The organism is Azospirillum sp. UENF 211521, from assembly GCF_058780535.1.
On the sequence record NZ_JBSNCF010000003.1, the window covers coordinates 651460 to 676724 of the forward strand.

Sequence of the window (25265 nt, forward strand, 5' to 3'; positions counted from 1 at the left end):
CGGTTGTCAGCGAGCGCCTCCCGCCGCATGGTCATAGCCGGGCAAGGAGGGATTGGATGAGCAAGATCGCGACACCCGGCGCGCTGCAACTGGTTCTGTTCGAGCTGGAGGACCGCTCCCAGTCGCACCTGATCGCGCTGTACGATCTGGCGCCGCGCTACGTCTTCGCCTCGCGCGACGGCGGGCGGTCCGCGGAAACCGCGCCGGCGAAGGGCAACTTCGTCGCGTCGATCAAGCGCGAGTTCACCTATCACGGCAGCACCTTCCACCTGACCATCCAGCCCGCCCGTCTGACCAAGATGGTCAACCGCGACCAGATCAGCCGCGATGACGGAGCCGCCCAGGCCGACGGCCAGACCGAGATCGAGTATGAGGTCTTCCCCGCCGAGCGCGAGCAGGTGGTGGAGCATGTGGTGCGTCGCCTCGCCATGGACCGCTCGCGCCTGTCGCTGGGTGGCGAGAACCGCGACAAGGTTCAGATGCGCTTCACCCTCTACGAGATCCAGCGCGAGCTGAAGGCGGTCGGCCACACCCTGTCGATCCGCGACATCCGCGAATCGCTGACCATCCTGGCGCGCTCGCGCATCATCATCGGCAAGCCGGCTGAGGGAGTGAAGAAGGGGCGCGGGGCCAACCTGCTGGAATCCACGGCCTTCCCGGTGCTGGCCATCCGCTCCCGCCCGGACCTGATCGGTGACGAGGGGGGCGACGAGGAGACCCACCTGCAGTTCAACCCGCTGGTTTCTTCGGCCATCCGGAACCTGGAGTTCAAGCCGGTCAGCTACCAATGGCTGATGCGGCTGAAAAGCCCGGTGTCCCGCTGGCTCTACAACCGTCTGAGCGCCGAGTACGACTATTCGGGAGCGGAGGCGCCGGGCGATCTGGGCGCCAGGGCGATGACCCTGTCGGCGGACGAGATCATCAAGAACAGCGGCATGAATGTGTGGAGCCGCCGCCGCGACACGCTGCGCGCGGTGACCTCGGCGGTGGACGCCCTGGTCGAGGAAGGCATCCTGACCAGCGCGGAGAAGCTCTACGACAAGGTGGGCGCCCGCATCGAGGGGATCACCTACGTGATGCTGCCCAGCGCCAAGTTCCTGGCCCAGGTGCGCAAGGCGCAGGCGGTGGAGAGCGCCAACGTCGCGGCCATGCGGGCGATCACCGGCGACGACCGTCGGCCGACCGACTTCGTGCCGGTCACCCCCGCTGCGACGGTGGAGACCCGCGCCCGCCGTGCCAAGCGGCTGACCGAGGAGCCGCCGCGCCTGCCGATGGCCGAGGCCGGCTGAAAAGAGCTGGTTAACAAGGGCCCGTCGCGGCCGGGCTCAGTCCCGGTCGGCGGCGGCGTTCAGCGAGTTGCGCAGGCGCAGCAGGGCGTCGCGCAGTCCGGCGAGGTCGGGCAGCGGGCAGTTCGCCGCCGCCGCGATGTGCTCGGGCAGCGCCATCGCCCGCTCGCGCAGGTCGGTGCCCTGCGGAGTCAAATGGATGCGGACCAACCGCTCATCCGCCGGATCGCGCCCGCGGGTGACCAGCCCCTGCCCTTCCATCCGCTTCAGCAGCGGGGTCAGCGTGCCGCTGTCGAGCAGCAGCCGCTCTCCCAGGGCCTTCATGGTCTGGCCGTCCTGTTCCCAGAGGAGGAGCATGACCAGATACTGCGGGTAGGTCAGTTCCAGCGCTTCCAGCAGCGGGCGGTACACCCGCGTCATCGCCAGATTCGCCGAGTAGAGGGCGAAGCAGGCTTGGTTGGCCAGAAGCAGCGGGTTGTCGTTCTCGGTGCTCATCGTTCGGGGGTTCCCAGCCAGGGACGCGTCGCGGGCCTGTTGCGCGCGACCCCATAGCGCATGGGGATATGGCTCGCAACACGCCCGCAAGCGAGAAACCCTGTTATGCGCCCGTTACGCGATGACCGTGTTCACCGCGATGTTGCCCTTGGTCGCGTGGCTGTACGGGCAGACCTTGTGGGCGCGGGCCACCAGATCCTCGGCCGCCGCCTTGTCCAGGCCGGGCAGCGACACGGTGAGGTCCACCGCGAGGCCGAAGCCCTCGCCGTCGTCGCGCGGGCCGATGCCGACCTGGGCGGTGACGGTGGCGTCCGCCGGAACGGCGATCTTGTCGCGTCCGCCGACGAACTTCATGGCGCCGATGAAGCAGGCCGAATAGCCGGCGGCGAACAGCTGCTCGGGGTTGGTGGCGCCGCCCTTGCCGCCCAGCTCCTTCGGAGCGGCCAGCGCCACCGACAGCAGGCCGTCGTCGCTCTCCGCCTTGCCGTCACGCCCGCCGGTCGCCGTGGCCTTGGCCGTGTAGAGGGTCTTCATTGCGTGCACTCCTTGAACAGATGGATCGTTTCGATCAGGGAAGCGGGTTGCCGCTTGTTGTCGAGAAAGACCATCGTGCAAAATCGAATTGCGCGCAATGTTATTGGTTATGCGCAATCGCATTGCGCGCAATGCATCGTTGGAATGGCCTCCAGGCACGCGCTTCGCAGGGACGGGCCGGAGGGCGCTGTCAGGGACTGCGCCGGTAGCTCCAGAGGACGCTGCCGTTGTGGCCGCACCAATAGCCGCTGGCGGCGCGGTTGGGCTCCAGGTCGGGGATGACGACCCCGCCGTCCTTCGCGGCGACCAGGATCAGGCCGCCGCCCTCGGCGTCGGGCGTGCCGACGATCAGCCGCCCCTGGTCGTCCAGCCGCCCGATGCCGGAGAAATTGCAGATCCAACGCCCCGCCGAGGGCTCGGCGCCGCTGACGCTGACGGCGACCGTCCCGTCGCGCAGGGCGATGGCGGCGATGCCGATGAAGCCCTCGTGGTCGAAGCGCCCCACATAGCGTCCGATGGGCGACGCGGGTGCGGCCGGATCGTTGCGGAAGGACAGGACCGCCACGCGCCCGTCATAGGCGCGGCGCAGGCAGGCCGCGTCGGCGCGGCAGGAATCGCGGTCGCGCAGCCACGCCCGCTGGTCGGCCTTCACCGCCGCCCCGGCCGTGCCCTCCTCCGGGCTGGCGCCGGACAGTTGCTCCAGTGCGGCGCGGTAGGACGCGGCCAGCCGCCCGTCCAGCGCGGAGAGCGCCGGGTCGGCGCAGATCGCCTTTTCCGTGGGGGTGGCGGCCTTGGAGCAGGGAAAGCCCGCCGCGCCGGCGGCGGTCGGCAAAGCCAGAAGGCCAAGGGCGAGCAGCGTTGGTCGGAGCATGCGGTTTCCCCGTCGACGGTCGGACCCCGACTCTGCCGTGGCGGCGGATCGTGGTCAACCCGTCCTCCGGGGATCGCCCGGTCCGATGTCTTTCCACCGGGCCGGAGCAGCAGGAGATCCGCGCCTCGCAGCGCTGCGGAAGTCTCCGTCGTCACAGCGCTGCGACCAACTCTTTTAACAGCGCTGCGAAGACTTGTGTTCTTAAAAGATGATGCGCCGTTTTCTTCCATGTTGTGCGCTGCATCATAGTAATGGAAGCCATGCGTTATCGGCGCGTTGGCTTTCGCGGCGGCGGTGCCATTATATCCAGGCAGGCAGCACCGCCCCTCCGCCGGCATCGCGCAGGCCCCTTACACGGCCAGCCGCCGACCCCGGCGCCCGAGCGGCTCCGCCAGAGACATTCCCATCGAACCGCGGCCCCCGATGCCGCCATGAGGACAGCCATGAACGCCGATAGCTTTGCCAACCCCCTGTCGTCCACGGAACTGCGCAACATCCGCCGCCAGGCGGAAGCCCTGCGGGCCGCCTATCTGCGCAGCCTGTTCCGCCGTCTGGTCGCGGCCTTCAGCCGTCCGGGCACCCCGGCCAACGGCGGTCTGACCGCCGCCCGCTGACGCGGCCCCCACGGCACAGGCCCGCTGCACGCGGCCGGACAGTCCGGCCGCGACTTTTTCGCGCTCATATGACCAATTTTAGCAAGATTCTTTAAGATTTTGCCGTGTATCATTTTCTAATGATACCCGAAATGGTGGTCTGGGGCGGGCGCAAAAATGCAGGTTGTAATCGTCGATGACGATCCGTCCACGCTGTTCATCACCAGCGCGGTCATCCGGCGGATCGACGACGCGGAGCCCATCGGCATGGGCAGTCCGCTGGACGCACTGGACTGGCTGGCCGTCAACACGCCCGACCTGATCCTGATCGACCATGTCATGCCCGATCTCGACGGCATGGTCGTGCTGGAGCGCATCCGCGCCCAGCGGCATCTCGCCGACGTTCCGGTGGTGATGATCACCGCCGACACGTCGGTGAAGCTGCGGGTGGCCGCCCTTGAAAGCGGCTGCACCGACTTCCTGACCAAGCCCATCGTCGTGCCGGAACTGCTCGCCCGGGCGCAGAATCTCCTGCGCCTGCGGCTGGGCCAGCGGATGATGCGCGACCAGGCCGCCGTGCTGCGCAGCCGGGTGGAGGAGGCGACCGCCCAGCTCCGCCAGCAGGCGCAGGAGCTGGTGGCCCGCCTCGCCCGCGCCGCCGAATACCGCGACCCGGAAACCGGCCTGCACATCGAGCGCATGGCGAGCTACTCGCGCGTCATCGCCGAGAGCCTGGGGATGGACCCCGACGACTGCGCCCGGCTGGCCGAGGCCGCGCCTATGCACGACATCGGCAAGATCGGCATTCCCGACGCCATCCTGCTGAAGCCCGGCCGGCTGACCGACAGCGAGATGCGGGTGATGCGCGAGCATCCGGCGATCGGCCACGCCGTGCTCCAGGGAAGCGAACACCCCCTCATCTGCGAGGCCGCGGAGATCGCGCTCGGCCATCACGAGAAGTACGACGGCACCGGCTATCCCAAGGGCCTGCGGGGGGAGGAGATCCCGCTGGCCTGCCGCATCGTCGCCATCGCCGACGTCTTCGACGCGCTGACCACCGCCCGTCCCTACAAGAAGCCTTGGCCGCTCGACACCGCGAAGGCCTACATCGTCGAGCACAGCGGCAGCCACTTCGACCCGGTCTGCGTCGACGCCTTCCTGCGCGCCTGGACGTCCATCCTCGCCATTCACGACGCCCACCCCGACCCGGATTACACCGGGACGGACGGCGCCGCGTTCCGCTAGACGGGAGGACGCGATGCCGGACACCCCCGCTTCCCTACCCCTGCCCGAACACGGCCACCGCGCCTACGCGTTCCGATCCAGGGCGCTGGTCTCCGGGGTGTGGATGGCGACGCTCCTGCTGACCGCGGCGGCCTGGACCGCGGCCCTCTACCTGACGGAGCGCGATCGGCGCGATGCGCTCCAGCGGGCCGAGCGCGACACCGGCAACCTGGCCCACATCATCGCGGAACAGACCACGCGGGCGATCGCCGGGACCGACCGCATCCTGTCCTTCATCGGCTACGACCTGTACCGGCTGGGCAGCCAGAGCCCGCTGCTGCGCGACGTGATGCGCAACGCGACGCTGGATTCGGACCTTCTGCTCCAGCTCGCCTACGCGGACGGCAAGGGCGACCTGATCCAGACCAGCGTGGACAACGCCCCGGCCCGGGTGAATCTGGCCGACCGCGAGCATTTCCGCGTGCACAAGGAGGGCACGGTCGACGGGCTGTTCATCAGCCGGCCGGTCTTCGGGCGGGCGTCGGGCAAATGGTCGATCCAGCTCAGCCGCAAGGTCACCGCCCCGGACGGCGGGTTCGGCGGGATGATCGTCGCCTCGCTCGACCCCTTCTACTTCGGGCGCACCTTCGACAACCTGAATGTGGGCCATGACGGCGTCATCTCCATCATCGGCCGCGACGGCATCCTGCGCGCGCGCAGCGTCATGGACGACCGCATCATCGGATTGGACCTTGGCAGATCGCCGATCCTGCAGGAGGCGGAGGAGAAAACACAAGGTTTCCTCCGTTCGGTCAGTCCCGTCGACGGGGTGGCCCGCCTGACCAGTTTCCGGAGCCTTCAGAATTACCCGCTGATCGTCAGCGCGGGCTTCGGCGAGGCGGAGTTCATGGCCGAAACCTGGGCGCGGCAGCGGGCCTACACCGTCGGGGCGGGCCTGACCACCGCCCTGCTGTTCCTCATGGCCGCGCTGGTGACGCTGCAGAGCCGGGCCCAGGAACGCGCCCACGCCACTCTGGATGAAGCCGCCCGGCACCTGCGCGCCAGCAAGACGAAGCTGCGCGACATCGCGGAGACGGCGTCCGACTGGTTCTGGGAGATGGACGCCGACCTGTGCTTCGCCGGCGTGTCGGGAGCTTACGCCGGGTCGATCCGCGATCCGGAGCTGTACCGTGGCCGGCGCTGCGAGGACATCGCCCTGCGCGAGGCCGGCGACGGCGCCCATTGGGAGGAGCACCGCCACGCCCTGGAGGACCGGCAACCCTTCCGCGATTTCGAATTCGCGGTTCGCGGACCGGACGGCGACATCCGCATCTGGTCGCTCAGCGGCAAGCCGGTCTTCGACGACCAGGGCGTCTTCGCCGGCTACCGCGGCTCCGGCTCCGACGTGACGGAGCGGCGGCGGGCGGAGCGCTCCCTGACCGACAGCGAGGGGCGCTACCGCGCCATGTTCGCCGCGGTCGGCCAGCCCATCGTGGTGACCGACGAGAACGCCGTGATCACCGGCTTCAACCCGGCGGCGGAGGCCCTGTTCGGCTTCCACGAAGGGGAGATGATCGGGCGCAACATCAGCGCCCTGATGCCGGACGGCTATGCCGCCAACCACGACCGCCTGTTCCGGGATTACCAGACGAGCGGACGGAACAGCCCGAGCGGCATGATCCGCGAGGTGCCGGTGCAGCGCGCCGACGGCCGGCTGGTCCCCACCGAGATCGCCCTGTCGAGCTGGCGGGCCGGCGGGCGGGAGCATTTCATCGGCGTCTTCCACGACCTGTCCAAGGCCAAGCAGATCGAGGCCGACCTGCGCCGCGCCCGCGACAGCGCCGAACACGCCAACCGGATGAAGAGCGAGTTCCTGGCGACCATCAGCCACGAGATCCGCACGCCGATGAACGGCGTGCTGGGCACGCTGACGCTACTGGACGGCGAGGGGCTGGACGCCGAGGAGCGGCGTCTGGCCGGCGTCGCCCGCCGCTCGGCGGAAAGCCTGCTGCGGCTGCTCGACGACATCCTCGACTTCTCCAAGCTCGAAGCCGGGCGCATCGCCATCGAGGAGGAGACCTGCGCGCCCGCCGACCTTGCGGAGGCGGTGATGGCGGTGTTCCAACCCTCGGCGGCGGACAAGGGGCTGTCCCTGTCCTGCCGCATGCTGCCCACCGTGCCGGAGGCGGTGGTCACCGACCCGGCCCGTCTGCGGCAGATCCTGTTCAATCTGGTCGGCAACGCGGTGAAGTTCACCAGCGCCGGGCATGTGGCGGTCCGCGCCCGCCGCGGCGCCGATCTGCCGGATGGGCGTTTCCTGCTGGAGTTCGAGGTGGAGGACAGCGGCATCGGCATCGCCGCGGAATCCCTTCCGTCGCTGTTCGACCGATTCACCCAGGCCGACAGCTCGATCACCCGCCGTTACGGCGGCACCGGTCTGGGGTTGGCGATCTGCAAGGAGTTGTGCGGGCTGCTCGGCGGGACGATTTCCGTCACCAGCGCGCCGGGCAAGGGCAGCCTGTTCCAGTTCTCGGTCGCCTGCGCGCCGGGCGATCCGGCGGCGCTGCGCCACGCCGCGGAGGCCCCGCCGGCCGCCCCCTTGCCCCCCTTGCGGGTCCTGGCGGTGGACGACAACGCGGTGAACCGGGACATCGTGCGCGGGTTGCTGGTGCGCGGCGGGCACAGCGTCGTCACCGCCGTCGATGGGGACGAGGCGGTGCGCAGCGTGGAACGGGCGGAGGAGCCCTTCGACGTGGTGCTGATGGACATCCAGATGCCGGGAATGGACGGGCTGACCGCCACCCGCCTGATCCGCGCCCTGCCGGCGCCGCGCAACGGCGTTCCGGTGATCGCGCTCACCGCCCACGCCTCGGGCAGTTCGCTTCCCGAATGCATGGCGGCGGGGATGAACGGGTTCGTGCCGAAGCCCTTGCGCCCGGCGGCGCTCGACGCGGCGATCCGTGCGGTGGTCGGCGCGGTGGTCGGCGCGGCGGTCGGCGGCCCCGCTCCCAAGGCGGTTGCCGAGGCGGCTCCGGAGGCCCTCCCGGCCGCGGAGCTGCTGGACCGCGAACAGATGGACAGCGTGGCCGAGGCGCTCGGTCCGGAATGCTGGTCCGAGGCCGTGGAAGGCTTCTCCCGCACCGCGTGGGAGCAGGTGGCGCGCATCAGCGCCGCCCTGGCCAGCGGCGAGGAACACCGCCGCGCCGCCCACACGCTGAAGGGACTGTCCTGGAACGTGGGGGCGAAGCGGCTGGGCGACCTGGCGCTGGCCCTGGAGAAGGCCCCGCCGGACGAGGCCCTGGCCCTGGCCGGAAGCCTGGAGGGCGTGCTGAAGGACAGCGTCGAGGCCCTGTCCGAACCTTTGTAAAGGTCCGGACAGGGCCTCGGGCTGGGTCAGGAGGCCGGCATTTCGCCGGTCACCCAATAATCCACGCGCTGCTTGTTGTTGGCGATGTAGGTGTCGATCGCCTTGTCATAGGAGGTGGCGTCGGCCTCCAGCATGATCTTCTCCAGATCCTCCAGCGGCAGGTACATCCGGGTCAGGAACTCGGCGACCTTGGGGTGCTCCTGGTAGAAGTTCTTGCGGGCCATGACGTGGACGCGCTCCAGCCCGCCCAGCGAGCCCTTCGGGTCTTCCAGGTAGCGCAGCTTCCACTTGGCGAACATCCAGTGCGGGCTCCAGGCGGTGACGGCGATCCAGTCCTCGCGCCGATCGGCCCGGCCGAGCGCGGCGGTCATCGCCGCACCGCTGGCCGACACCAGCTCGTAGCCGTCGAGGCCGTAGTCCTTCAGCGCCTTCTCCGACGCCTGCATTAGGCCCGAACCGGGGTCGATGCCCTGGATCTTGCCCTTCAGCTTCTCGCGGATCTCCGGCTTGGCGAGGTCGGCGATGGTCTTCACCTGATCCTCCGGCACATAGTCCGGAACGGCCCAGCCCAGGCGGGCGCGGGTGTAGAGCATGCCCAGCGGCACGATGTCCTTGCCCACCTTGTCCAGGTAGGAGGCGTGGGTGGTGGGCAGCCAGGACATCATCATGAAGTCGAGGTCGCCCTTGGCGAGCCCCTGATACTGCAGGCCGATGTCGGCCAGCACCAGCTCGACCGGCTGATCCAGCCGTTCCTGGATGAGGCGCTGCGCGAGCTTGGTCACCGCTTCGGCGTCGGACCAGGCGGTCCAGCCGATGCGGACCGGCTTCTTGTCCTCAGCCGCCAAGCTGGCGGAGGAGAGGGCGGTGCTGCCGATCACGGCGGCGACGCCGAGGGCCATCATCTTCAGAAACGTGCGTCTCATGCGAACAATCCTTTGTCTTGTATGGTTTTGGGGATGGCGGTTCATCCCGCTTCGGTGACTCCGTGCGTGGGAGACGTGTGCGTGTCGTCCTTGGGCTGCTCCGCGCGGCGGCGGGTCAGCAGGGAGCGCAGGGCGGACCGGGGGGAGCGACCCCCCGTGTCCGGGGTTCCGAAACTCTGGGTGATGCGGTCGAGCAGGATCGCCAGGATCACCACGGCCAGCCCGCCCTCGACGCCGAGGCCGATGTCCAGCCGCTGGATGCCGCGCAGCACCTCGTTGCCGACGCCGCCCGCCCCGATCATCGAGGCGATGACGACCATCGACAGCGACAGCATGATGGTCTGGTTGATGCCCGCCATGATCGACGGCAGCGCGGTCGGCATCTGCACCTTGAACAGGAGCTGGCGCGGCGTGCAGCCGAAGGCGAGGCCGGCCTCGACCAGCTCGTGCGGGACCTGCCGGATGCCCAGGCTGGTCAGGCGGACGACCGGCGGCATGGCGAAGATGATCGTCGCGATGATGCCCGGTACGCGGCCGAGCCCGAACAGCATGGCCGCCGGGATCAGATAGACGAAGGCCGGCATGGTCTGCATCAGGTCGAGCGCCGGGCGCACCACCGTTTCCACCCGGTCGTTGCGCGCGGCGACGATGCCCAGCGGAACGCCGATGGTCAGGGCGATGGCAGTCGCCGTCAGCACGAGCGCCAGCGTGTCCACCGTCTGGTGCCACATGCCCAGCCCGGCGACGACGAACAGCGCGGCCGCGGCGAACAGCGCGAAGCGCCAGCCGTTCCGCCACAGCCCGATCAGCACCACGATGGCGGCCAGCGCCACCCCGGGCGGCGCGGTCAGGGCGGACTGGACGCCGTCGGCGACCGCGCCGACCACGAGGTCGATGCCGTCGAACAGCCATTGCGCGTGGTCCAGCAGGAACATCACCGCGGCGTCGGCCCAATCGCCGATGGGAAGCTTGAAGTCCATGGTCAGCGCGTCCGTCCAAGGGTTTCCAGATAGGCGGTCTTGGAGATCGCCCCGACATAGGCGCCCTGCCCGTCCACCACCGGCAGCGGGCACGGGGCGGACGCGATGCGCGGCAGCACCTCGTCCATTGGCAGGTCGACGGGAAGCGGCTCGATGCCCGGAAGCAGCGCTTCGTCCAGCGTGGCGGAGCCGTTGTGCCGCTCGATGGCGGCGACCAGGGTCTCGACCGACACCACGCCCTGGAAGCGGCGTCGCCCGTCCTGGACATAGCCGAACTCGCGGTCGCGCTCGCGCAGCTGGCGGACGGCGGCGCGCGGGCCCTCGCCGGTGTGGCGGATCAGCGTCACCTGATCGCGCCGGGCGATGTCGCCCGCCGTCAGGATCTTGGTGACGTCGATGTTGCGGAAGAAGGAGCGGACGTAGTCGTTGGCCGGCTGCTTCAGGATCTCGTCCGGGCGCCCGACCTGGATGATCTGGCCGCCTTCCATGATGGCCAGCCGGTCGCCGATGCGGATCGCCTCGTCCAGGTCGTGGCTGATGAAGACGATGGTGCGCTGCCGTTCGGCCTGAAGGCGCAGCAGCTCGTCCTGCATCTCCGTCCGGATCAACGGATCGAGGGCCGAGAAGGCTTCGTCCATCAGCAGGACGGACGGCTCGTTGGCGAGCGCGCGGGCCAGGCCGACGCGCTGCTGCATGCCGCCCGACAGCTCCCGCGGGTAGCTTTCCGCGTAGGCGCCGAGGCCGACCGCGTCCAGCGCCTGCTGCGCCTTGTCGCGCCGCGCCTTCAGGCTTTCCCCGGCGATCTCCAGCCCGAAGGCGGCGTTCTCCCACACCCGCAGGTGCGGCAGCAGGGCGAAGGACTGGAACACCATGCCGAGGTCGCGCCGCCGCAGCTCGGTCAGTTCGGCGCGCGACAGCTTGGTGATGTCCCGCCCGTCGATCCGGATCTCGCCCGCGGTCGGGTCGATCAGCCGGTTGAGCATGCGCACCAGCGTCGATTTGCCGGAGCCCGACAGGCCCATGATGACGAAGATTTCACCGGCCTCGACCTCGAAGCTGGCGTCGAGGACGCCGACGGTCTGGCCGGTTCTTTTAAAGATCTCTTCCTTGGAAAGACCTGCCTTCAGCAGGTCGAGCGCCTGACGTGGGTGGCGCCCGAAAATCCGGGTGACGCCGTTTACGGCAATTTTCGCGGTCATCCGCTGATGCCTCCGCTCTTGGCAAAATGCGTGTGGTTCCGGAGCCCGAACGGGACCGGTCCGTCTTGCAGCCTTCATTGGAAGCAGGGGGAAGCAGGGGCGTGCCGGGGTGGAGAGGCACGCAAGGCAAGGACTTTCGTCCGCACGCCAGCAATTTCGACAGCCGCGTCGCGACTGCCTCCCGCCAACCACAGGGAAAGTAAAGCTACATGAGAAAACGCAAAAACAGCGAAGACTCATGAAATTGAAGGCCATATGAACAAGAAAACAGATTTATCTATGCATGCATACCGATGTCACCTCTGAAACAGACTGGGGTTGTAGGGAAATTGGCACACGAAATGGCGCTCCTGAAGCGCGTTCAAGAGAGCAATTCCTGGCCGCCACTGACAAGAGGCTAACAAACTTTAGGGGAGATTTGAAGCCTTTTTATGTCTCGGTTGGATATGGTACCGGATCAATGTCGTTTGGGTGTGGGTTTAAAGGCTTATTGTCCTATTTTTTGGGCTTCCCCCCTCTCCGGGGACGGGAGAGGGATTATCAAAAGCCCCGTGGCGACCGGCGTGTTGTGGCGGCGGGCCGGTTGCGGCACCATGTCCTTGCATGTCTTCCGTTTCCGGTCAGCAAGGGGCCTTGATGAGCAACCCGTTCTTCGAAACCTGGACCACGCCCTTCGGCCTGCCGCCCTTCGACCGCATCCAGGCCGAGCATTTTCCGCCCGCCTTCGACCATGGCATGGCGGAGAGCATCGCGGAGATCGCGGCGATCACCGGAAACCCCGACGCCCCCACCTTCGCCAACACCATCGAAGCGATGGAGCGCGGCGGGCGCTTCCTGAACCGGGTCGGCGGCGTGTTCTGGAACCTGAACTCCAGCAACACCACCGACGCGCTGGAGACCATCGCCCGCGACTACGCGCCGAAATTCGCCCAGCATTCCATGCGCATTGCGCTGGACCCGGCGCTGTTCGCCCGCGTCGCCGACCTGTACGAGCGCCGTGCGACGCTGGACCTCGCCCCCGACCAGCTTCGCCTGCTGGAACGCCAGCATCTGGGATTCGTGCGCAGCGGCGCGCTGCTGCCGCCGGACGCCAAGGCGCGGATGACCGCGATCACCGAGCGGCTGGCGACCCTGCACACGCTGTTCGGCCAGAACGTGCTGCACGACGAGAAGGATTGGCAGCTCGTCCTGGAGGAGAGCGACCTCGCCGGCCTGCCCGACTTCGCGCGCAACGCCGCCGCCCAGGCCGCCAGGGAGCGCGGGCAGGAGGGCAAGTACGTCATCACGCTCGCCCGCTCCTCGGTCGAGCCGTTCCTGACCTTCTCGGCCCGCCGCGACCTGCGTCAGGTGGCCTACGAGGCCTGGATCCGCCGCGGCGAGCATGAGGGCGAGCACGACAACCGCCCGCTGATCCGGGAGATCGTCGCGCTGCGCACCGAGCAGGCCAAGCTGATGGGCTACGCCAGCTACGCCGACTTCAAGCTGGACGACAGCATGGCGAAGGACACCTCCGCCGTCGAACGGCTGCTGCTGCAGGTCTGGGGACCGGCCAAGGAGAAGGCCGCCGCCGAGCGCGCGGAGCTTCAGGACTGCGCCCGCGCGGAGGGCATGAACGAGCCGATCGCCCCCTGGGACTGGCGCTATTACGCGGAGAAGGTGCGGCAGGCCAAGTACGACATCGACGAAGCGGAAGTGAAGCCCTACTTCGTGCTGGAGAACATGGTGCGCGCGGCCTTCGACACCGCGGGCCGTTTGTTCGGGCTGACCTTCACCGAGCGGCCCGACCTGCCGGTCTACCACCCGGACGTCCGCGTCTACGAGGTGACGGAAAAGGACGGGCGGCATGTCGGCATCTTCCTGCACGACAATTTCGCCCGACCGTCCAAGCGCTCCGGCGCCTGGATGAGCAGCTACCGCGACCAGGAGAGTTTCGACGGGGCGGTGTCGCCGATCATCGTCAACAACAACAACTTCTCGAAGGGTGAGCCGACGCTGCTCAGCTTCGACGACGCCGAGACGCTGTTCCACGAGTTCGGCCATTTCCTGCACGGCTGCCTCAGCAACGTCCGCTACCCGAGCCAGTCCGGCACCTCGGTCCGCCGCGACTTCGTGGAGCTGCCCTCGCAAATCTACGAGCACTGGCTGGCGGTTCCGGAAACGCTGTCCACCTACGCCCGCCATCACCAGACCGGGGAGCCGATCCCGCAGGACTTGCTGCGCCGCCTGCTCGCCGCCCGCAACTTCAACCAGGGCTTCGGCACGGTCGAATACACCGCGGCGGCGCTGCTCGACCTGGAATTCCACACCCGCAGCGACGCCGCCGACACGGATGTCGCCGCCTTCGAGCGGTCGGTGCTGGACAAGATCGGCATGCCGGCGGAGATCGCCGTGCGCCACCGCCCGACCCATTTCCAGCATCTGTTCGCCGGCAGCGGCTACGCCGCCAGCTATTACGCCTATCTGTGGGCCGAGGTGCTCGACGCCGACGGGTTCGAGGCGTTCCTGGAGGCGGGCAACCCCTTCGATCCCGACCTTGCGGCGAAGCTGAAGACGATCTATTCGTCGGGCGATACCCGCGACCCGATGGAGCTCTACACCGCCTTCCGCGGACGCGAGCCGCGCATCGAGGCGCTTCTCAAGCACCGGGGCCTGACCCAGTCGCTCGGGGACGCCTGACGGCACCGCCCATCGGCGCCGCCGACACACTGACGAGGACAAGGGACGGGGGACCGGGCCGGACGCCCTCCCCCGTTCCGTGAGGATTCTTATGGCTGTTTCTCTTCTCGACCCCGCCCGCTACCGCCGCATGCCCTGGAAGAACGGCGGCGGCACGACCACCGAAATCGCCCTCCAGGAGCTGCCCGGCGCCGCCGGCCGCTTCCTCTGGCGGGTCAGCATCGCCGACGTGGCGGAGGCCGGTCCCTTCTCGGCCTTCACCGGCTACGAGCGGCTGATCGCCGTGGTCGAGGGCGCCGGCATGCGGCTGACCGTGGACGGCGTGCCGGCGACCGTGACCAACCGCGCCGACCCCTTCCGTTTCTCCGGCGACGCCGTGGTGGATTGCGCCCTGCTGGACGGGCCGATCCGCGACTTCAACCTGATCTTCGACCGCGAGCGGGCCGACGCCCGGCTCGACATCCTGCCGGCCGACACGGTCGCCGACATTCCCGCCGGCGGCGTGGCGCTGGTCCACGCGCTGGACGGCGAGGTGATCCTGCGCAGCGGCGACAGCGTGGCGCGGGTGTCGCCGGGCTGGAGTGCTCGTCTGGACGCCGCCGCCACGCTGGAGACCGGACCGGGAGCCTGCGCCGTCCTCGCCCGGATCGCGGTGCGCGGGTAAGGGACTCCGGTACGCGGGGCTATGGCGCCTTCCGGCAGGTCATCTCCGGAGCGCCGTAGCCCCAGGTCACCCGCGCTTCTCCCTGATGCTCCCAAAAGCTCTCGTTGCGGCCCTGGTAGCGGGCGCCGGAGGCCGCCGGCTGTCCGATCATCAGCGACACGGCGTCGCCGCGCTCGGCGATCATCGTCGGCGGGTCGGTCTCGAAGAAGGTGGCGGTCAGCGCGTTGGCCGCCTGCCCGTCGCAGGCGAAGCGGACCGGACCGATGGCGGGCACCAGCCGGTGTTTCGCCTGAAGCTCGGCGATGCGCAGGCGGTACTGTTCCTCCACGCAGGCGCGGCGGTCGTCCGCCTTCCAACAGTCGTTCCGGCCCTTGATCCAGCCGCGCTGCTCCGCCTTCAGGGAAGGGGGGTGCTCGTTCTTCACCTTGCGCGCCGCCTCGCCATAGACGCCCGCCAGCTTGCGGTCGAGCGCTGACAGGGCAGGGTCCGTGCAGATCATGCGCTCGATGCCGCCCGGTTCCACCCTGGCGCAGGAGAAGGAGGGGCCGGAGGGTTCGGCGGCAAGGGCGGTGCCGCCGACCAATGCCGCCGTCATGAGGACAATCCGCAATCCATTGCGACGCGCGGGCATCGGGCCTCTCTCTCTCTCCGTTTCCCTGGGCCGGGTCAGAATGCCGCGTTCCGTGCCCCGGCAGAAGACACGCTTTCGCCGCCCCTCGACGCTGTTACCGAGCGTTACAAATCTAATCCCTTCTGGACATATTCTGCGCGCGGCGCCGTGATAGCGTCCCGCCGGGATGGGGGCTGGGCCATCGGCACCCCTCCCGACGCGACTTTCCCGACGACGCCCGCAGGCGATGAAGGACCCGATGGATTTGGACACGCCCCTCAAACCGCCGCCCGCGCCCGGGTCGGACCGTTCCGCCACGGCAGCGCCGGAAGCCCGCCGGGACCGGACGGAGCCCGAGGTCCAGCGGACCGACACGGCCAAGCGCCGCTCGATCCTGGGCCGGGTGCTGGCGTGGCTGGTCGTGCTGGCGCTGATCGGCGGCGGGGTCTGGTGGTTCGCCTTCCGCCCGGCGCCGGAGACGGCGGCGCGCGGCGGCCCCGGCGGCTTCCGGCCCGGCATGCCGACCGCCGCGCCGGTGGTGACCGCGACGGTCGAGAAGGGCGACATGCCGATCCGGCTGAACGGGCTGGGCACCGTCTCGTCGCTCGCCACCGTCACGGTGCGCCCGCAGGTCGGCGGCCAGCTCACCCAGGTCGCCTTCACCGAGGGGCAGGCCGTCCAGAAGGGCGATTTCCTGGCGGAGGTCGACCCGCGCCCCTTCCAGCTCGCCGTCGAGCAGGCGGAGGCCCAGCTTCTGCGCGACCAGGCGCTGCTGAAGAACGCCCGGCTGGACCTGGAGCGCTACCGCCTGCTGGTCAAGCAGGATTCCATCGCCAAGCAGCAGCGCGACACCCAGGAATCGCTGGTCCAGCAGTATGAGGGCACGGTGAAGGCCGATCAGGTGGCGGTGGAGAACGCCAAGCTGAACCTGTCCTACACCCGCATCACCGCCCCCGTTTCCGGCCGCGCCGGGCTGCGGCTGGTCGATCCCGGCAACTACGTCACCGCGGGCGAGGCCGGCGGCATCGTCGTCATCACCCAGGTGCAGCCGATCTCCGTCCTGTTCACCCTGCCGGAGGACAACATCCCGGCGATCATGGCGCGGCTGCGCGACGGGGCGCAGCTTCCGGTCACTGCCTACGACCGGACGCGCGACCGCGTGCTGGCGACCGGCACGCTGACGACGGTGGACAACCAGATCGACGTGACCACCGGCACGGTGAAGCTGCGCGCCCAGTTCGACAACGCCGACCAGTCGCTGTTCCCCAACCAGTTCGTCAACGTCCAGCTTCTGGTGGACACGCTGGCCGGCGTTCCGATGGTGCCGGTGGCGGCGGTGCAGCGCGGGGCGCCCGGCACCTACGTCTACGTGGTGAACGGCGCCGACAGCACCGCCTCGGTCCGGCCGGTGACGCTGGGCGCCAGCGACGGGGCGAAGACCGTCATCACAGAGGGCGTGCAGCCCGGCGAGACGGTGGTGGTCCAGGGCGCCGACCGGCTGCGCGAGGGCGCCAAGGTCGCGGCGACCGACGGCGCGGCCCCGCCGGCCCCCGCCCCGTCCAGCGAGGGGCCGCGCCCGCAGCGCCGTCCCCAGCGCAACGCGTCGTAACGCGCGCCACCGCGAACTCCGGCCATGAACATCTCCCACCCCTTCGTCGTCCGCCCGGTCGCCACCTCGCTGCTGATGCTGGCGATCCTGCTGGTGGGGGCGGTGTCCTATCGCTTCCTGCCGCTGTCGGCGCTGCCGGCGGTGGAATACCCGACGATCCAGGTCCAGACCTTCTTCCCCGGCGCCAGCCCGGAGGTGATGACCTCCTCGGTCACCGCCCCGCTGGAGCGCCAGCTCGGCCAGATGCCGGGGCTGGTCCAGATGTCCTCGGTCAGCGCCGCCGGGGCGTCGGTCATCACGCTCCAGTTCGGGCTGGACCTCAGCATCGACATCGCGGAGCAGGAGGTGCAGGCGGCCATCAACGCCGCCGGGAACCTGCTGCCCTCCGACCTGCCCGCCCCGCCGATCTACGCCAAGGTCAACCCGGCCGACGCGCCGATCCTGACGCTCGCCCTGACCTCCAAGACGCTGCCGCTGACCCAGGTTCAGGACCTCGCCGACAGCCGCTTCGCGCAGAAGCTGTCGCAGCTTCCCGGCGTCGGTCTGGTCAGCCTCAGCGGCGGGCATCGGCCGGCGGTGCGCATCCGCGCCAACGTCCAGGCGCTGGCCGCCTACGGCCTGAACATCGACGACCTGCGCAGCACCATCAACACGGCCAACGTCAACTCGCCCAAGGGCACCATCGACGGGCCGACCCGCAACTACACCATCAACGCCAACGACCAGCTCCGCCGGGCCGACGAGTACAAGGACCTCGTCGTCGCCTACCGCAGCGGCGCCCCGGTGCGCCTGTCCGACGTGGCCGAGGTGCTGGACAGCGCCGAGAACACCCGGCTGGGCGCCTGGATGAACGACACGCCGGCCATCCTCCTGAACATCCAGCGCCAGCCCGGCGCCAACGTGATCGAGGTGGTGGACCGGGTGAAGGAGATGCTGCCCAACCTGACCGCCGCCCTGCCCGGCTCGGTCGATGTCGCCGTGCTGACCGACCGCACCGTGACCATCCGCGCCTCCGTCGAGGACGTGCAGATGGAGATGATGGTGGCCATGGGGCTGGTCGTCCTGGTGATCTTCCTGTTCCTGCGCAACATCCCGGCGACGATCATCCCCAGCCTGTCGGTGCCGCTGTCGCTGGTCGGCACCTTCGCGGTGATGTATCTGGCGGGCTTCAGCCTGAACAACCTGTCCTTGATGGCGCTGACCGTCGCGACCGGCTTCGTCGTCGACGACGCCATCGTGATGATCGAGAACATCGCCCGCCATGTGGAGCGCGGCGAGCCGCCGCTCCAGGCCGCGCTGAAGGGGTCGAAGCAGATCGGCTTCACCATCGTGTCGCTGACCGTCTCGCTGATCGCGGTGCTGATCCCGCTGCTGTTCATGGGCGACGTGGTGGGCCGGCTGTTCCGCGAGTTCGCCATCACGCTGGCCGTCACCATCCTGATCTCCGCCGTCGTCTCGCTGACGCTGGTGCCGATGCTCTGCGCCAAGCTGCTGCGCCACCGTGAGCCGCGCGCGATGTCCGCCATCGCGCGGCGCAGCGAAGCGTGGTTCGACGCGGTGATCGCCGGCTACGCCCGCACGCTGCGCTGGGTGCTGGACCGCCAGGGGGCGACGCTGCTGGTCGCCGTGGGCACGCTGGCGCTGACGGTGGTGCTCTACACCGCCATCCCCAAGGGGTTCTTCCCGGCCCAGGACACCGGCCTGATCCAGGGTGTGACGGAGGCCACCCAGTCCGTCTCCTACGCTGCCATGGCGGAGCGGCAGCGGGCGCTGGCGGTGGAGGTGCTGAAGGACCCCGACGTGGTCAGCCTGTCCTCTTTCATCGGGGTGGACGGCAGCAACACCACCATGAACAGCGGGCGCCTCCTCATCAACCTGAAGCCGAAGGAGCAGCGGACGGACCCTGTGGCCGACATCATCCGCCGCATCCGCCAGAACACCGCCGCCGTCCCCGGAATCGAGCTGTTCATGCAGCCGGTGCAGGACCTGACCATCGACGCCACGGTCAGCCGCACCCAGTACCAGTTCGTCCTCGAGGACGCCAACCCCGAGGAGCTGCGCGTCTGGGCGCCGAAACTGATCGACCGGCTGGCCGCGGTGCCGGAGATCACCGACGTCACCAGCAACCTTCAGGAGAAGGGACTGTCGGCCGCCATCACCATCGACCGCGACACCGCCGCGCGCTACGGCGTCACCACGGCGGCCATCGACAACGCGCTCTACGACTCCTTCGGCCAGCGCATCGTCTCCACCATCTTCACCCAGGCCAACCAGTTCCGCGTGATACTGGAGGCCGACCCCGACCGCATGACGGTGGACCAGCTGCTGACCTCCATCCATCTGCCCTCGGCGGGCGGCGGGCAGGTGCCGCTTGCCGCCTTCGCGCGGATGGAGGTGCGCAACGCGCCGCTCCAGATCAACCATTTCGGGCAGTTCCCGGCGGTCACCGTCTCCTTCAACCTGGCGCCGGGGGTGTCGCTGGGGGCCGCGGTCAAGGCGATCGAGGCGGCGGAGCAGGAGCTCGGCCTGCCGGCCAGCGTGCTGACCCGCTTCCAGGGCGCGGCCCTGGCCTTCCAGGCGTCGCTGGGCAACCAGCTCCTGCTGATCCTGGCCGCCATCGTCACGATGTACATCGTGCTGGGCGTCCTCTACGAGAGCTACATCCACCCGATCACGATCCTCTCCACCCTGCCCTCGGCGGGGGTGGGGGCGCTGATCGCGCTGATGCTGGCCGGGCACGATCTGGACATCATCGCCATCATCGGCATCATCCTGCTGATCGGCATCGTGAAGAAGAACGCGATCATGATGATCGACTTCGCGCTCGACGCCGAGCGGGAGGAGGGCAAGCCGCCGCGCGAGGCGATCTATCAGGCCTGCCTGCTGCGCTTCCGCCCGATCCTGATGACGACCATGGCGGCGCTGCTCGGCGCCCTGCCGCTGATGCTCGGCACCGGCACGGGGTCGGAGCTGCGCCAGCCGATGGGCGTGTCCATCGTCGGCGGGCTGATCCTCAGCCAGCTTCTCACCCTCTACACCACGCCGGTGATCTATCTGGCCTTTGACCGGCTGGCCGCGCGCTTGCGCGGGCGTCCCGGCGGGCAGGCGGAAGGGGCCGCGCGATGAGCTGGGCGGCCAACCTGTCGGCGCCCTTCATCCGGCGGCCGGTGGCGACGACCCTGCTGACGCTTGGGCTGGCGCTGGCCGGGGCGCTGGGCTTCGTCGGGTTGCCGGTGTCGCCGCTGCCGCAGGTGGATTTCCCGACCATCTCGGTCACCGCCTCGATGCCCGGCGCCAGCCCGGAGACGATGGCGGCCAGCGTCGCCACACCGCTGGAGCGGCATCTGGCGCAGATCGCCGACGTGACGGAGATGACCTCCTCCAGCTCCGCCGGATCGACGCGCATCACGCTGCAGTTCGGGCTGAACCGCGACATCGACGGCGCGGGGCGGGAGGTGCAGGCCGCCATCAACGCCGCCCGCGCCGACCTGCCGTCCAGCCTGCGCAGCAACCCGACCTACCGCAAGGTCAACCCCGCCGACGCCCCGATCATGATCCTGACCATGACCTCGGCGACGCTCAGCCAGGGGCAGCTTTACGACTCCGCGGCGACCGTGCTCCAGCAGAAGCTGTCGCAGGTCGAGGGCATCGGGCAGGTCAGCATCGGCGGCAGCTCGCTGCCCGCCGTGCGGGTGGAGCTGAACCCGCACGCCCTGTTCCAGTACGGCATCGGGCTGGAGGACGTGCGCGCCGCCATCGCGTCGGCCAACGCCAACGCCCCCAAGGGCGCCGTCGAGGACGGGGAGCTGCGCTTCCAGATCTACACCAACGATCAGGCCCGCAAGGCGGAGGAATACCGGTCGCTGGTCATCGCCTACCGCAACGGGGCGGCGGTCCGCCTGTCGGACGTGGCCGAGGTGTCGGACAGCGTGGAGGATCTGCGCAACGCCGGCATCACCAACGGCAAGCCGTCGGTCCTGCTGATGCTGAACCGCCAACCGGCGGCCAACATCATCGAGACGGTGGACCGGGTGAAGGCCATGCTGCCGGAGCTTCGCGCCTCCATCCCCGCCGACATCGACCTGTCGGTCTCCAGCGACCGCACCACGACCATCCGCGCCTCGCTGGCCGAGGTGGAGCACACGCTGATCATCGCCGTCGCGCTGGTGGTGATGGTGGTGTTCCTGTTCCTGCGCAACGCGCGGGCGGCGCTGATCCCCAGCGTGGTGGTGCCGGTGTCGCTGGTCGCCACCTTCGGCGCCATGTATCTGCTCGGCTACAGCCTGAACAACCTGTCGCTGATGGCGCTGACCATCGCCACCGGCTTCGTGGTGGACGACGCCATCGTCGTGCTGGAGAACATCGCCCGCCACATCGAGAACGGGATGTCCCGCACCCAGGCGGCGCTGCGCGGCGCGCGGGAGGTCGGCTTCACCGTCCTGTCGATGAGCGTGTCGCTGGTCGCCGTCTTCATCCCGATCCTGCTGATGGGCGGCATCGTCGGACGGCTGTTCCGCGAATTCGCCCTGACCCTATCCATCGCCATCCTGGTCTCGATGGTCATCAGCCTGACCACCACGCCGATGATGTGCGCCGTCCTGCTGCGCGAGCCGCGCAAGGCCAGGGAGCCGGGCCGCATTGTGGCCACCCTGCGCCGGGTTGGTGCCTGGATCGGCGGCGGCACACTGCGCCTCTACGACCGCACGCTGACGGCGGCGCTCGACAACAGCCTGCTGACCATGGTGGTCTTCGCGGCGACGGTGGCGCTCAGCGTCCATCTCTTCACGATCATCCCCAAGGGCTTCTTCCCGCAGCAGGACACCGGTCGGCTGATCGGCTTCGTCGTGGCGGACCAGAGCACCTCCTTCACGCTGATGAAGGAAAAGATGGAGCGCTTCGTGGCGCTGGTGCAGGCCGACCCGGCGGTGGACACGGTGGTCGGCTACACCGGCGGCAGCCGGACCAACAGCGGCTTCATGGCCGTGTCGCTGAAGCCGCTGGCGCAGCGCGACGTCACCGCCGACGCGGTGATCGCCCGGCTGCGCACCCAACTCACCCAGGTCCCCGGCGCCAACCTGTACCTGTCGGTCATGCAGGATTTGCGGGCGGGCGCGCGGCAGTCCAACGCCAACTACCAGTTCACGCTCCAGGGCGACACGCTGGACGAGCTGCAGACCTGGGCGCCCCGCCTGACCCAGGCGCTTCAACAGGTGCCGGAGCTGACGGAGGTGAACTCCGACCAGCAGCAGCGCGGGCTGGCGCTGGAGGTGACGGTGGACCGCGACGCCGCGGCGCGGCTGGGCCTGTCCTTCAACCAGATCAACAACACGCTCTACGACGCCTTCGGCCAGCGCTCCGCCTCGACCATCTACAACCCGCTGAACCAGTACCGCGTGATCATGGAGGTCGCCCCCCAGTATCGCGAGGACCCGGAGATGATGAAGGACATCCTCATCAGCAAATCCGGCGGGGCGGTCAGCGGGACGCAGGCGACCAGCGCGATTGCCGGCGCCGCCACCGCCGACACCGAGGCCGCGCGCAACCAGCGCATCAACCAGATCGCCGCCACCGGCCGCACCGCCGCCTCGACCGGGTCGGCGCTCAGCACCGGCGTGGAGACGATGGTGCCGCTCTCGGCCATCGCCCGCGTCTCGCTGGAGAACACGCCGCTGTCGGTGAACCACCAGGGGCCGTTCGTCGCCACCACCCTCTCCTTCAACCTCGCCCCCGGCGTCTCGCTGGGCGAGGGGCTGGCCGTCATCCGCCACACCATGGACCGGATCGGCGTGCCGACCACCATCCAGGGCAGCTTCCAGGGCACCGCGCGGGTGTTCCAGCAGTCGATCGGCGACCAGCCGGTGCTGATCCTGGCGGCGCTTCTGGCCGTCTACATCGTGCTGGGCGTGCTCTACGAGAGCTACATCCACCCGCTGACCATCCTGTCCACCCTGCCTTCCGCCGGGGTGGGGGCGCTGCTCGCGCTGATGGCGCTGGACAAGGAGCTGAGCATCATCGCGCTGATCGGCGTGATCCTGCTGATCGGCATCGTCAAGAAGAACGCGATCATGATGATCGATGTGGCGCTGGAGGCGGAACGGAGCGAGGGGCTGGACCCGCGCACCGCGATCCACCGCGCCTGCCTGCTGCGCTTCCGCCCGATCATGATGACCACGGTCGCCGCCCTGCTGGGCGCCCTGCCGCTGGCGCTGGGCTCCGGCGACGGGGCGGAGCTGCGCCAGCCGCTGGGCATCGCCATCGTCGGCGGTCTGGTGGTCAGCCAGATGCTGACCCTCTACACGACCCCGGTCACCTACCTGTACCTCGACCGCTTTCGGCTGTGGTGCCGCCGGCGCTGGCGGCGCCCCGAGGCGGGTGTCGCGGCATGATGGACGCTTTCGGCCATAATAACCCTCTCCCCTCTGGGGAGAGGATGCCCGCGAAGCGGGCGGTGAGGGGGGTTCGCATATCGGTATGCCCGACAAAAGCGCAGCCCCCTCACCCTAACCCTCTCCCCAGAGGGGAGAGGGGATTTGTCCTCTGGATGGACCTGACATGACGACGATCTTCGGGCGGCGCGCCCGTCTCCTGGGCACGGCGCTCGGCGCCCTCACGCTGTTGTCGGCCTGCGCGGTGGGACCGGATTACGAGCGGCCCTCCGCCGCCGTGCCGCCGGCCTACAAAGAGGGCGGCATCACCCCCGTGGCCTTCGCAGCTCCTCCCGTCCCGCGCGACGACGGCTGGCGCCCTGCCGCCCCCGGACAGGCGGAGGCCGGGCCCTGGTGGACCGTCTTCAACGATCCGGTGCTGGACGGGCTGATGCGCCGGGTGGAGGTCGACAACCAGAGCCTGAAGGCGGCGGAGGCCGCCTACCGGCAGGCGAAGGCGCTGTCGGATCAGGCCCGCTCCTCCTTTTTCCCCATCCTGTCGGTCAGCGGCGGCGCCGATCGGGCGGGAACCGTCGGGTCGGGCAACCGCAGTGTTTCCGGCACCGGCGTCAGCCGGAGCGGCACGCCGGTGACCACCTACGACGCCGGGCTGGGGGCGAGCTGGGCGCCGGACCTCTGGGGCCGCATCCGCCGGTCGGTGGAAAGCAACGACGCCAATCTCCAGGCCAGCGCCGCCGACCTCGCCGCCGCCCGCCTGTCGGCGCAGGCGCAGCTCGCCACCGCCTACGTCCAGTTCCGCGTGGCGGACGAGCGCAAGGCGCTGCTGGAGCGAGCCATCGCCGCCTACCGCCAGTCGCTGGAGATCGCCCGCAACCGCCACGCCGTGGGCACGGCGACGCTGGCCGACGTCTTCACGGCCGAGACCCAAGTCCGCTCCACCGAGTCGCAGCTCGTGGCGCTGGGGGTGCAGCGCGCCCAGTTCGAGCACGCCATGGCGGTTCTGGTCGGGCAGGCTCCGGCCGCCTTCACGCTGGCCCCGGCGCCGCTGACTGCCGCCGTTCCGGCGATCCCGCCCGGCGTGCCCTCCGCCCTTCTGGAGCGCCGGCCGGACATCGCGGCGGCGGAACGGCAGATGGCCCAGGCCAACGCCCAGATCGGCATCGCGGAGTCGGCTTGGTACCCGGACGTGGTGCTGTCCGGCTCCCTCACCAACAGCGCGACGATCCTGCCCAAGCTCCTTCAGGCGCCGACGGCAATCTGGGCGGTCGGGGCGCAGGTCGCCCAGACCCTGTTCGACGGCGGCACGCGGACGACCGAGGTGGAGCTGCGCCGCGCCGTCTTCGACCAGAGCGTGGCGCAGTACCGCCAGACCGTGCTGACCGCCTTCCAGGAGGTCGAGGACCAGCTCGCCGCCCAGCGCATCCTGGCCCAGCAGGCCGCCGTCCAGGACGACGCGGTGCGGCTGGCGCGCGAGGCGGAGCGGCTGACCCTGAACCAGTACCGGGCCGGCACCCTGCCCTACAGCAGCGTCCTGACCGCCCAGACCGCCGCCCTGTCGGACGAGGAAAGCGCCCTGTCGGTGCGGCAGAGCCGCCTGCTCGCCGCCGTATCCCTGCTCCAGGCGTTGGGGGGCACTCCGCCGAATTTTTAATCCGGAGAAAGGCCGGGCTACCTCTTTGGACTCCGCATCGGAGGTGGTGCGGGAGGGAGGCGGCCAGTCCTTTGAAAAAAGGGGTAAAATCCGCGCGATTGCCGGGGATGGGGATGGCGCCGGGGCTATCCCGCTGGACGGGCTAGCCCGCAATTTCAGTAACGGCATGGGGAACTTGGGATTTATCTGAGTCCCGT

17 protein-coding genes are annotated in these 25265 nt (G+C 69.2%); 10 read left to right on the plus strand and 7 right to left on the minus strand.

All coding sequences use genetic code 11. The features are described from left to right. Positions 1–56 precede the first annotated feature (56 nt). Complete coding sequence (locus ACWPN5_RS27670; RefSeq protein WP_200477401.1) at positions 57–1289, plus strand: plasmid replication protein; 1233 nt, start codon at positions 57–59, stop codon at positions 1287–1289. A gap of 36 nt (positions 1290–1325) precedes the next feature. Here the strand turns inward: ACWPN5_RS27670 and ACWPN5_RS27675 are convergent, their stop codons facing one another. The 3 genes from ACWPN5_RS27675 to ACWPN5_RS27685 all read right to left on the minus strand — a co-directional run bounded on the left by ACWPN5_RS27675 (position 1326) and on the right by ACWPN5_RS27685 (position 3186). Continuing rightward, positions 1326–1781, minus strand: coding sequence for a MarR family winged helix-turn-helix transcriptional regulator (locus ACWPN5_RS27675; RefSeq protein ID WP_492298586.1), 456 nt, complete (start codon positions 1779–1781; stop codon positions 1326–1328). 114 nt (positions 1782–1895) lie between these two features. Next, a complete protein-coding gene (locus ACWPN5_RS27680) occupies positions 1896–2315 on the minus strand; it encodes an organic hydroperoxide resistance protein (protein ID WP_109068709.1) in 420 nt (139 codons plus the stop codon). Between the two features lie 190 nt (positions 2316–2505). Further along, positions 2506–3186: a lysozyme inhibitor LprI family protein gene (locus ACWPN5_RS27685; protein WP_145682009.1), complete on the minus strand. Its 681-nt coding sequence runs from the start codon at positions 3184–3186 to the stop codon at positions 2506–2508. A gap of 443 nt (positions 3187–3629) precedes the next feature. Between ACWPN5_RS27685 and ACWPN5_RS27690 the strand changes: the two genes are divergently transcribed. The 3 genes from ACWPN5_RS27690 to ACWPN5_RS27700 all read left to right on the plus strand — a co-directional run bounded on the left by ACWPN5_RS27690 (position 3630) and on the right by ACWPN5_RS27700 (position 8370). Next, positions 3630–3800: an RSP_7527 family protein gene (locus tag ACWPN5_RS27690; RefSeq protein ID WP_186466010.1), complete on the plus strand. Its 171-nt coding sequence runs from the start codon at positions 3630–3632 to the stop codon at positions 3798–3800. A 156-nt stretch (positions 3801–3956) separates the two neighbouring features. Then, positions 3957–5024: an HD domain-containing phosphohydrolase gene (locus ACWPN5_RS27695; protein WP_145682010.1), complete on the plus strand. Its 1068-nt coding sequence runs from the start codon at positions 3957–3959 to the stop codon at positions 5022–5024. 13 nt (positions 5025–5037) lie between these two features. Next, a complete protein-coding gene (locus ACWPN5_RS27700; RefSeq protein WP_492298589.1) occupies positions 5038–8370 on the plus strand; it encodes a PAS domain S-box protein in 3333 nt (1110 codons plus the stop codon). Positions 8371–8396: 26 nt separating this feature from the next. Here the strand turns inward: ACWPN5_RS27700 and ACWPN5_RS27705 are convergent, their stop codons facing one another. From ACWPN5_RS27705 to proV, 3 genes are read right to left on the minus strand one after another with little or no spacing between them, the layout of a single operon-like run. Next, positions 8397–9293: a glycine betaine ABC transporter substrate-binding protein gene (locus tag ACWPN5_RS27705; protein ID WP_247888218.1), complete on the minus strand. Its 897-nt coding sequence runs from the start codon at positions 9291–9293 to the stop codon at positions 8397–8399. Positions 9294–9334: 41 nt separating this feature from the next. Continuing rightward, the gene (locus ACWPN5_RS27710; RefSeq protein ID WP_492298591.1) at positions 9335–10273 is read right to left on the minus strand and encodes an ABC transporter permease; all 939 of its coding nucleotides are present in this window, start codon (positions 10271–10273) and stop codon (positions 9335–9337) included. Positions 10274–10275: 2 nt separating this feature from the next. Next, the gene (gene proV / locus ACWPN5_RS27715; RefSeq protein WP_145682013.1) at positions 10276–11472 is read right to left on the minus strand and encodes a glycine betaine/L-proline ABC transporter ATP-binding protein ProV; all 1197 of its coding nucleotides are present in this window, start codon (positions 11470–11472) and stop codon (positions 10276–10278) included. A gap of 636 nt (positions 11473–12108) precedes the next feature. On the opposite strand from proV, the gene ACWPN5_RS27720 reads away from it, so the two are divergent. After that, positions 12109–14148 (plus strand): M3 family metallopeptidase, encoded by a 2040-nt coding sequence (locus ACWPN5_RS27720; RefSeq protein ID WP_492298592.1) that lies wholly within the window; start codon positions 12109–12111, stop codon positions 14146–14148. A gap of 91 nt (positions 14149–14239) precedes the next feature. Beyond that, positions 14240–14812, plus strand: a complete 573-nt coding sequence (locus ACWPN5_RS27725) for a HutD/Ves family protein (protein WP_211101632.1) — start codon at positions 14240–14242, stop codon at positions 14810–14812. Positions 14813–14831: 19 nt separating this feature from the next. Here the strand turns inward: ACWPN5_RS27725 and ACWPN5_RS27730 are convergent, their stop codons facing one another. After that, positions 14832–15407 (minus strand): MliC family protein, encoded by a 576-nt coding sequence (locus ACWPN5_RS27730; protein WP_492298594.1) that lies wholly within the window; start codon positions 15405–15407, stop codon positions 14832–14834. A gap of 274 nt (positions 15408–15681) precedes the next feature. On the opposite strand from ACWPN5_RS27730, the gene ACWPN5_RS27735 reads away from it, so the two are divergent. The 4 genes from ACWPN5_RS27735 to ACWPN5_RS27750 all read left to right on the plus strand — a co-directional run bounded on the left by ACWPN5_RS27735 (position 15682) and on the right by ACWPN5_RS27750 (position 25068). After that, positions 15682–17031 (plus strand): MdtA/MuxA family multidrug efflux RND transporter periplasmic adaptor subunit, encoded by a 1350-nt coding sequence (locus ACWPN5_RS27735; protein ID WP_492298596.1) that lies wholly within the window; start codon positions 15682–15684, stop codon positions 17029–17031. A gap of 24 nt (positions 17032–17055) precedes the next feature. Then, the gene (locus ACWPN5_RS27740) at positions 17056–20157 is read left to right on the plus strand and encodes an MdtB/MuxB family multidrug efflux RND transporter permease subunit (protein WP_492298598.1); all 3102 of its coding nucleotides are present in this window, start codon (positions 17056–17058) and stop codon (positions 20155–20157) included. After that, the gene (locus tag ACWPN5_RS27745; RefSeq protein WP_492298600.1) at positions 20154–23417 is read left to right on the plus strand and encodes an efflux RND transporter permease subunit; all 3264 of its coding nucleotides are present in this window, start codon (positions 20154–20156) and stop codon (positions 23415–23417) included. Before ACWPN5_RS27740 ends, ACWPN5_RS27745 begins: the two co-directional genes overlap by 4 nt. A 166-nt stretch (positions 23418–23583) precedes the next feature. Beyond that, entirely contained in the window at positions 23584–25068 is a 1485-nt protein-coding gene (locus tag ACWPN5_RS27750) for an efflux transporter outer membrane subunit (RefSeq protein WP_492298601.1), read from the plus strand. Positions 25069–25265: the final 197 nt, after the last annotated feature.

Excerpts from the sequence above, each read along its gene's own strand:
- ACWPN5_RS27710 (WP_492298591.1), bottom strand. The coding sequence starts at position 10,273 with ATGGACTTCAAGCTTCCCATCGGCGATTGGGCCGACGCCGCGGTGATG.
- ACWPN5_RS27720 (WP_492298592.1), top strand. The coding sequence starts at position 12,109 with ATGAGCAACCCGTTCTTCGAAACCTGGACCACGCCCTTCGGCCTGCCG.
- ACWPN5_RS27690 (WP_186466010.1), top strand. The coding sequence starts at position 3,630 with ATGAACGCCGATAGCTTTGCCAACCCCCTGTCGTCCACGGAACTGCGC.
- ACWPN5_RS27735 (WP_492298596.1), top strand. The coding sequence starts at position 15,682 with ATGGATTTGGACACGCCCCTCAAACCGCCGCCCGCGCCCGGGTCGGAC.
- ACWPN5_RS27745 (WP_492298600.1), top strand. The coding sequence starts at position 20,154 with ATGAGCTGGGCGGCCAACCTGTCGGCGCCCTTCATCCGGCGGCCGGTG.
- ACWPN5_RS27700 (WP_492298589.1), top strand. The coding sequence starts at position 5,038 with ATGCCGGACACCCCCGCTTCCCTACCCCTGCCCGAACACGGCCACCGC.
- ACWPN5_RS27740 (WP_492298598.1), top strand. The coding sequence starts at position 17,056 with ATGAACATCTCCCACCCCTTCGTCGTCCGCCCGGTCGCCACCTCGCTG.
- ACWPN5_RS27670 (WP_200477401.1), top strand. The coding sequence starts at position 57 with ATGAGCAAGATCGCGACACCCGGCGCGCTGCAACTGGTTCTGTTCGAG.
- ACWPN5_RS27750 (WP_492298601.1), top strand. The coding sequence starts at position 23,584 with ATGACGACGATCTTCGGGCGGCGCGCCCGTCTCCTGGGCACGGCGCTC.
- ACWPN5_RS27725 (WP_211101632.1), top strand. The coding sequence starts at position 14,240 with ATGGCTGTTTCTCTTCTCGACCCCGCCCGCTACCGCCGCATGCCCTGG.
- ACWPN5_RS27695 (WP_145682010.1), top strand. The coding sequence starts at position 3,957 with ATGCAGGTTGTAATCGTCGATGACGATCCGTCCACGCTGTTCATCACC.
- ACWPN5_RS27680 (WP_109068709.1), bottom strand. The coding sequence starts at position 2,315 with ATGAAGACCCTCTACACGGCCAAGGCCACGGCGACCGGCGGGCGTGAC.
- ACWPN5_RS27685 (WP_145682009.1), bottom strand. The coding sequence starts at position 3,186 with ATGCTCCGACCAACGCTGCTCGCCCTTGGCCTTCTGGCTTTGCCGACC.
- proV (WP_145682013.1), bottom strand. The coding sequence starts at position 11,472 with ATGACCGCGAAAATTGCCGTAAACGGCGTCACCCGGATTTTCGGGCGC.
- ACWPN5_RS27705 (WP_247888218.1), bottom strand. The coding sequence starts at position 9,293 with ATGAGACGCACGTTTCTGAAGATGATGGCCCTCGGCGTCGCCGCCGTG.
- ACWPN5_RS27675 (WP_492298586.1), bottom strand. The coding sequence starts at position 1,781 with ATGAGCACCGAGAACGACAACCCGCTGCTTCTGGCCAACCAAGCCTGC.
- ACWPN5_RS27730 (WP_492298594.1), bottom strand. The coding sequence starts at position 15,407 with ATGACGGCGGCATTGGTCGGCGGCACCGCCCTTGCCGCCGAACCCTCC.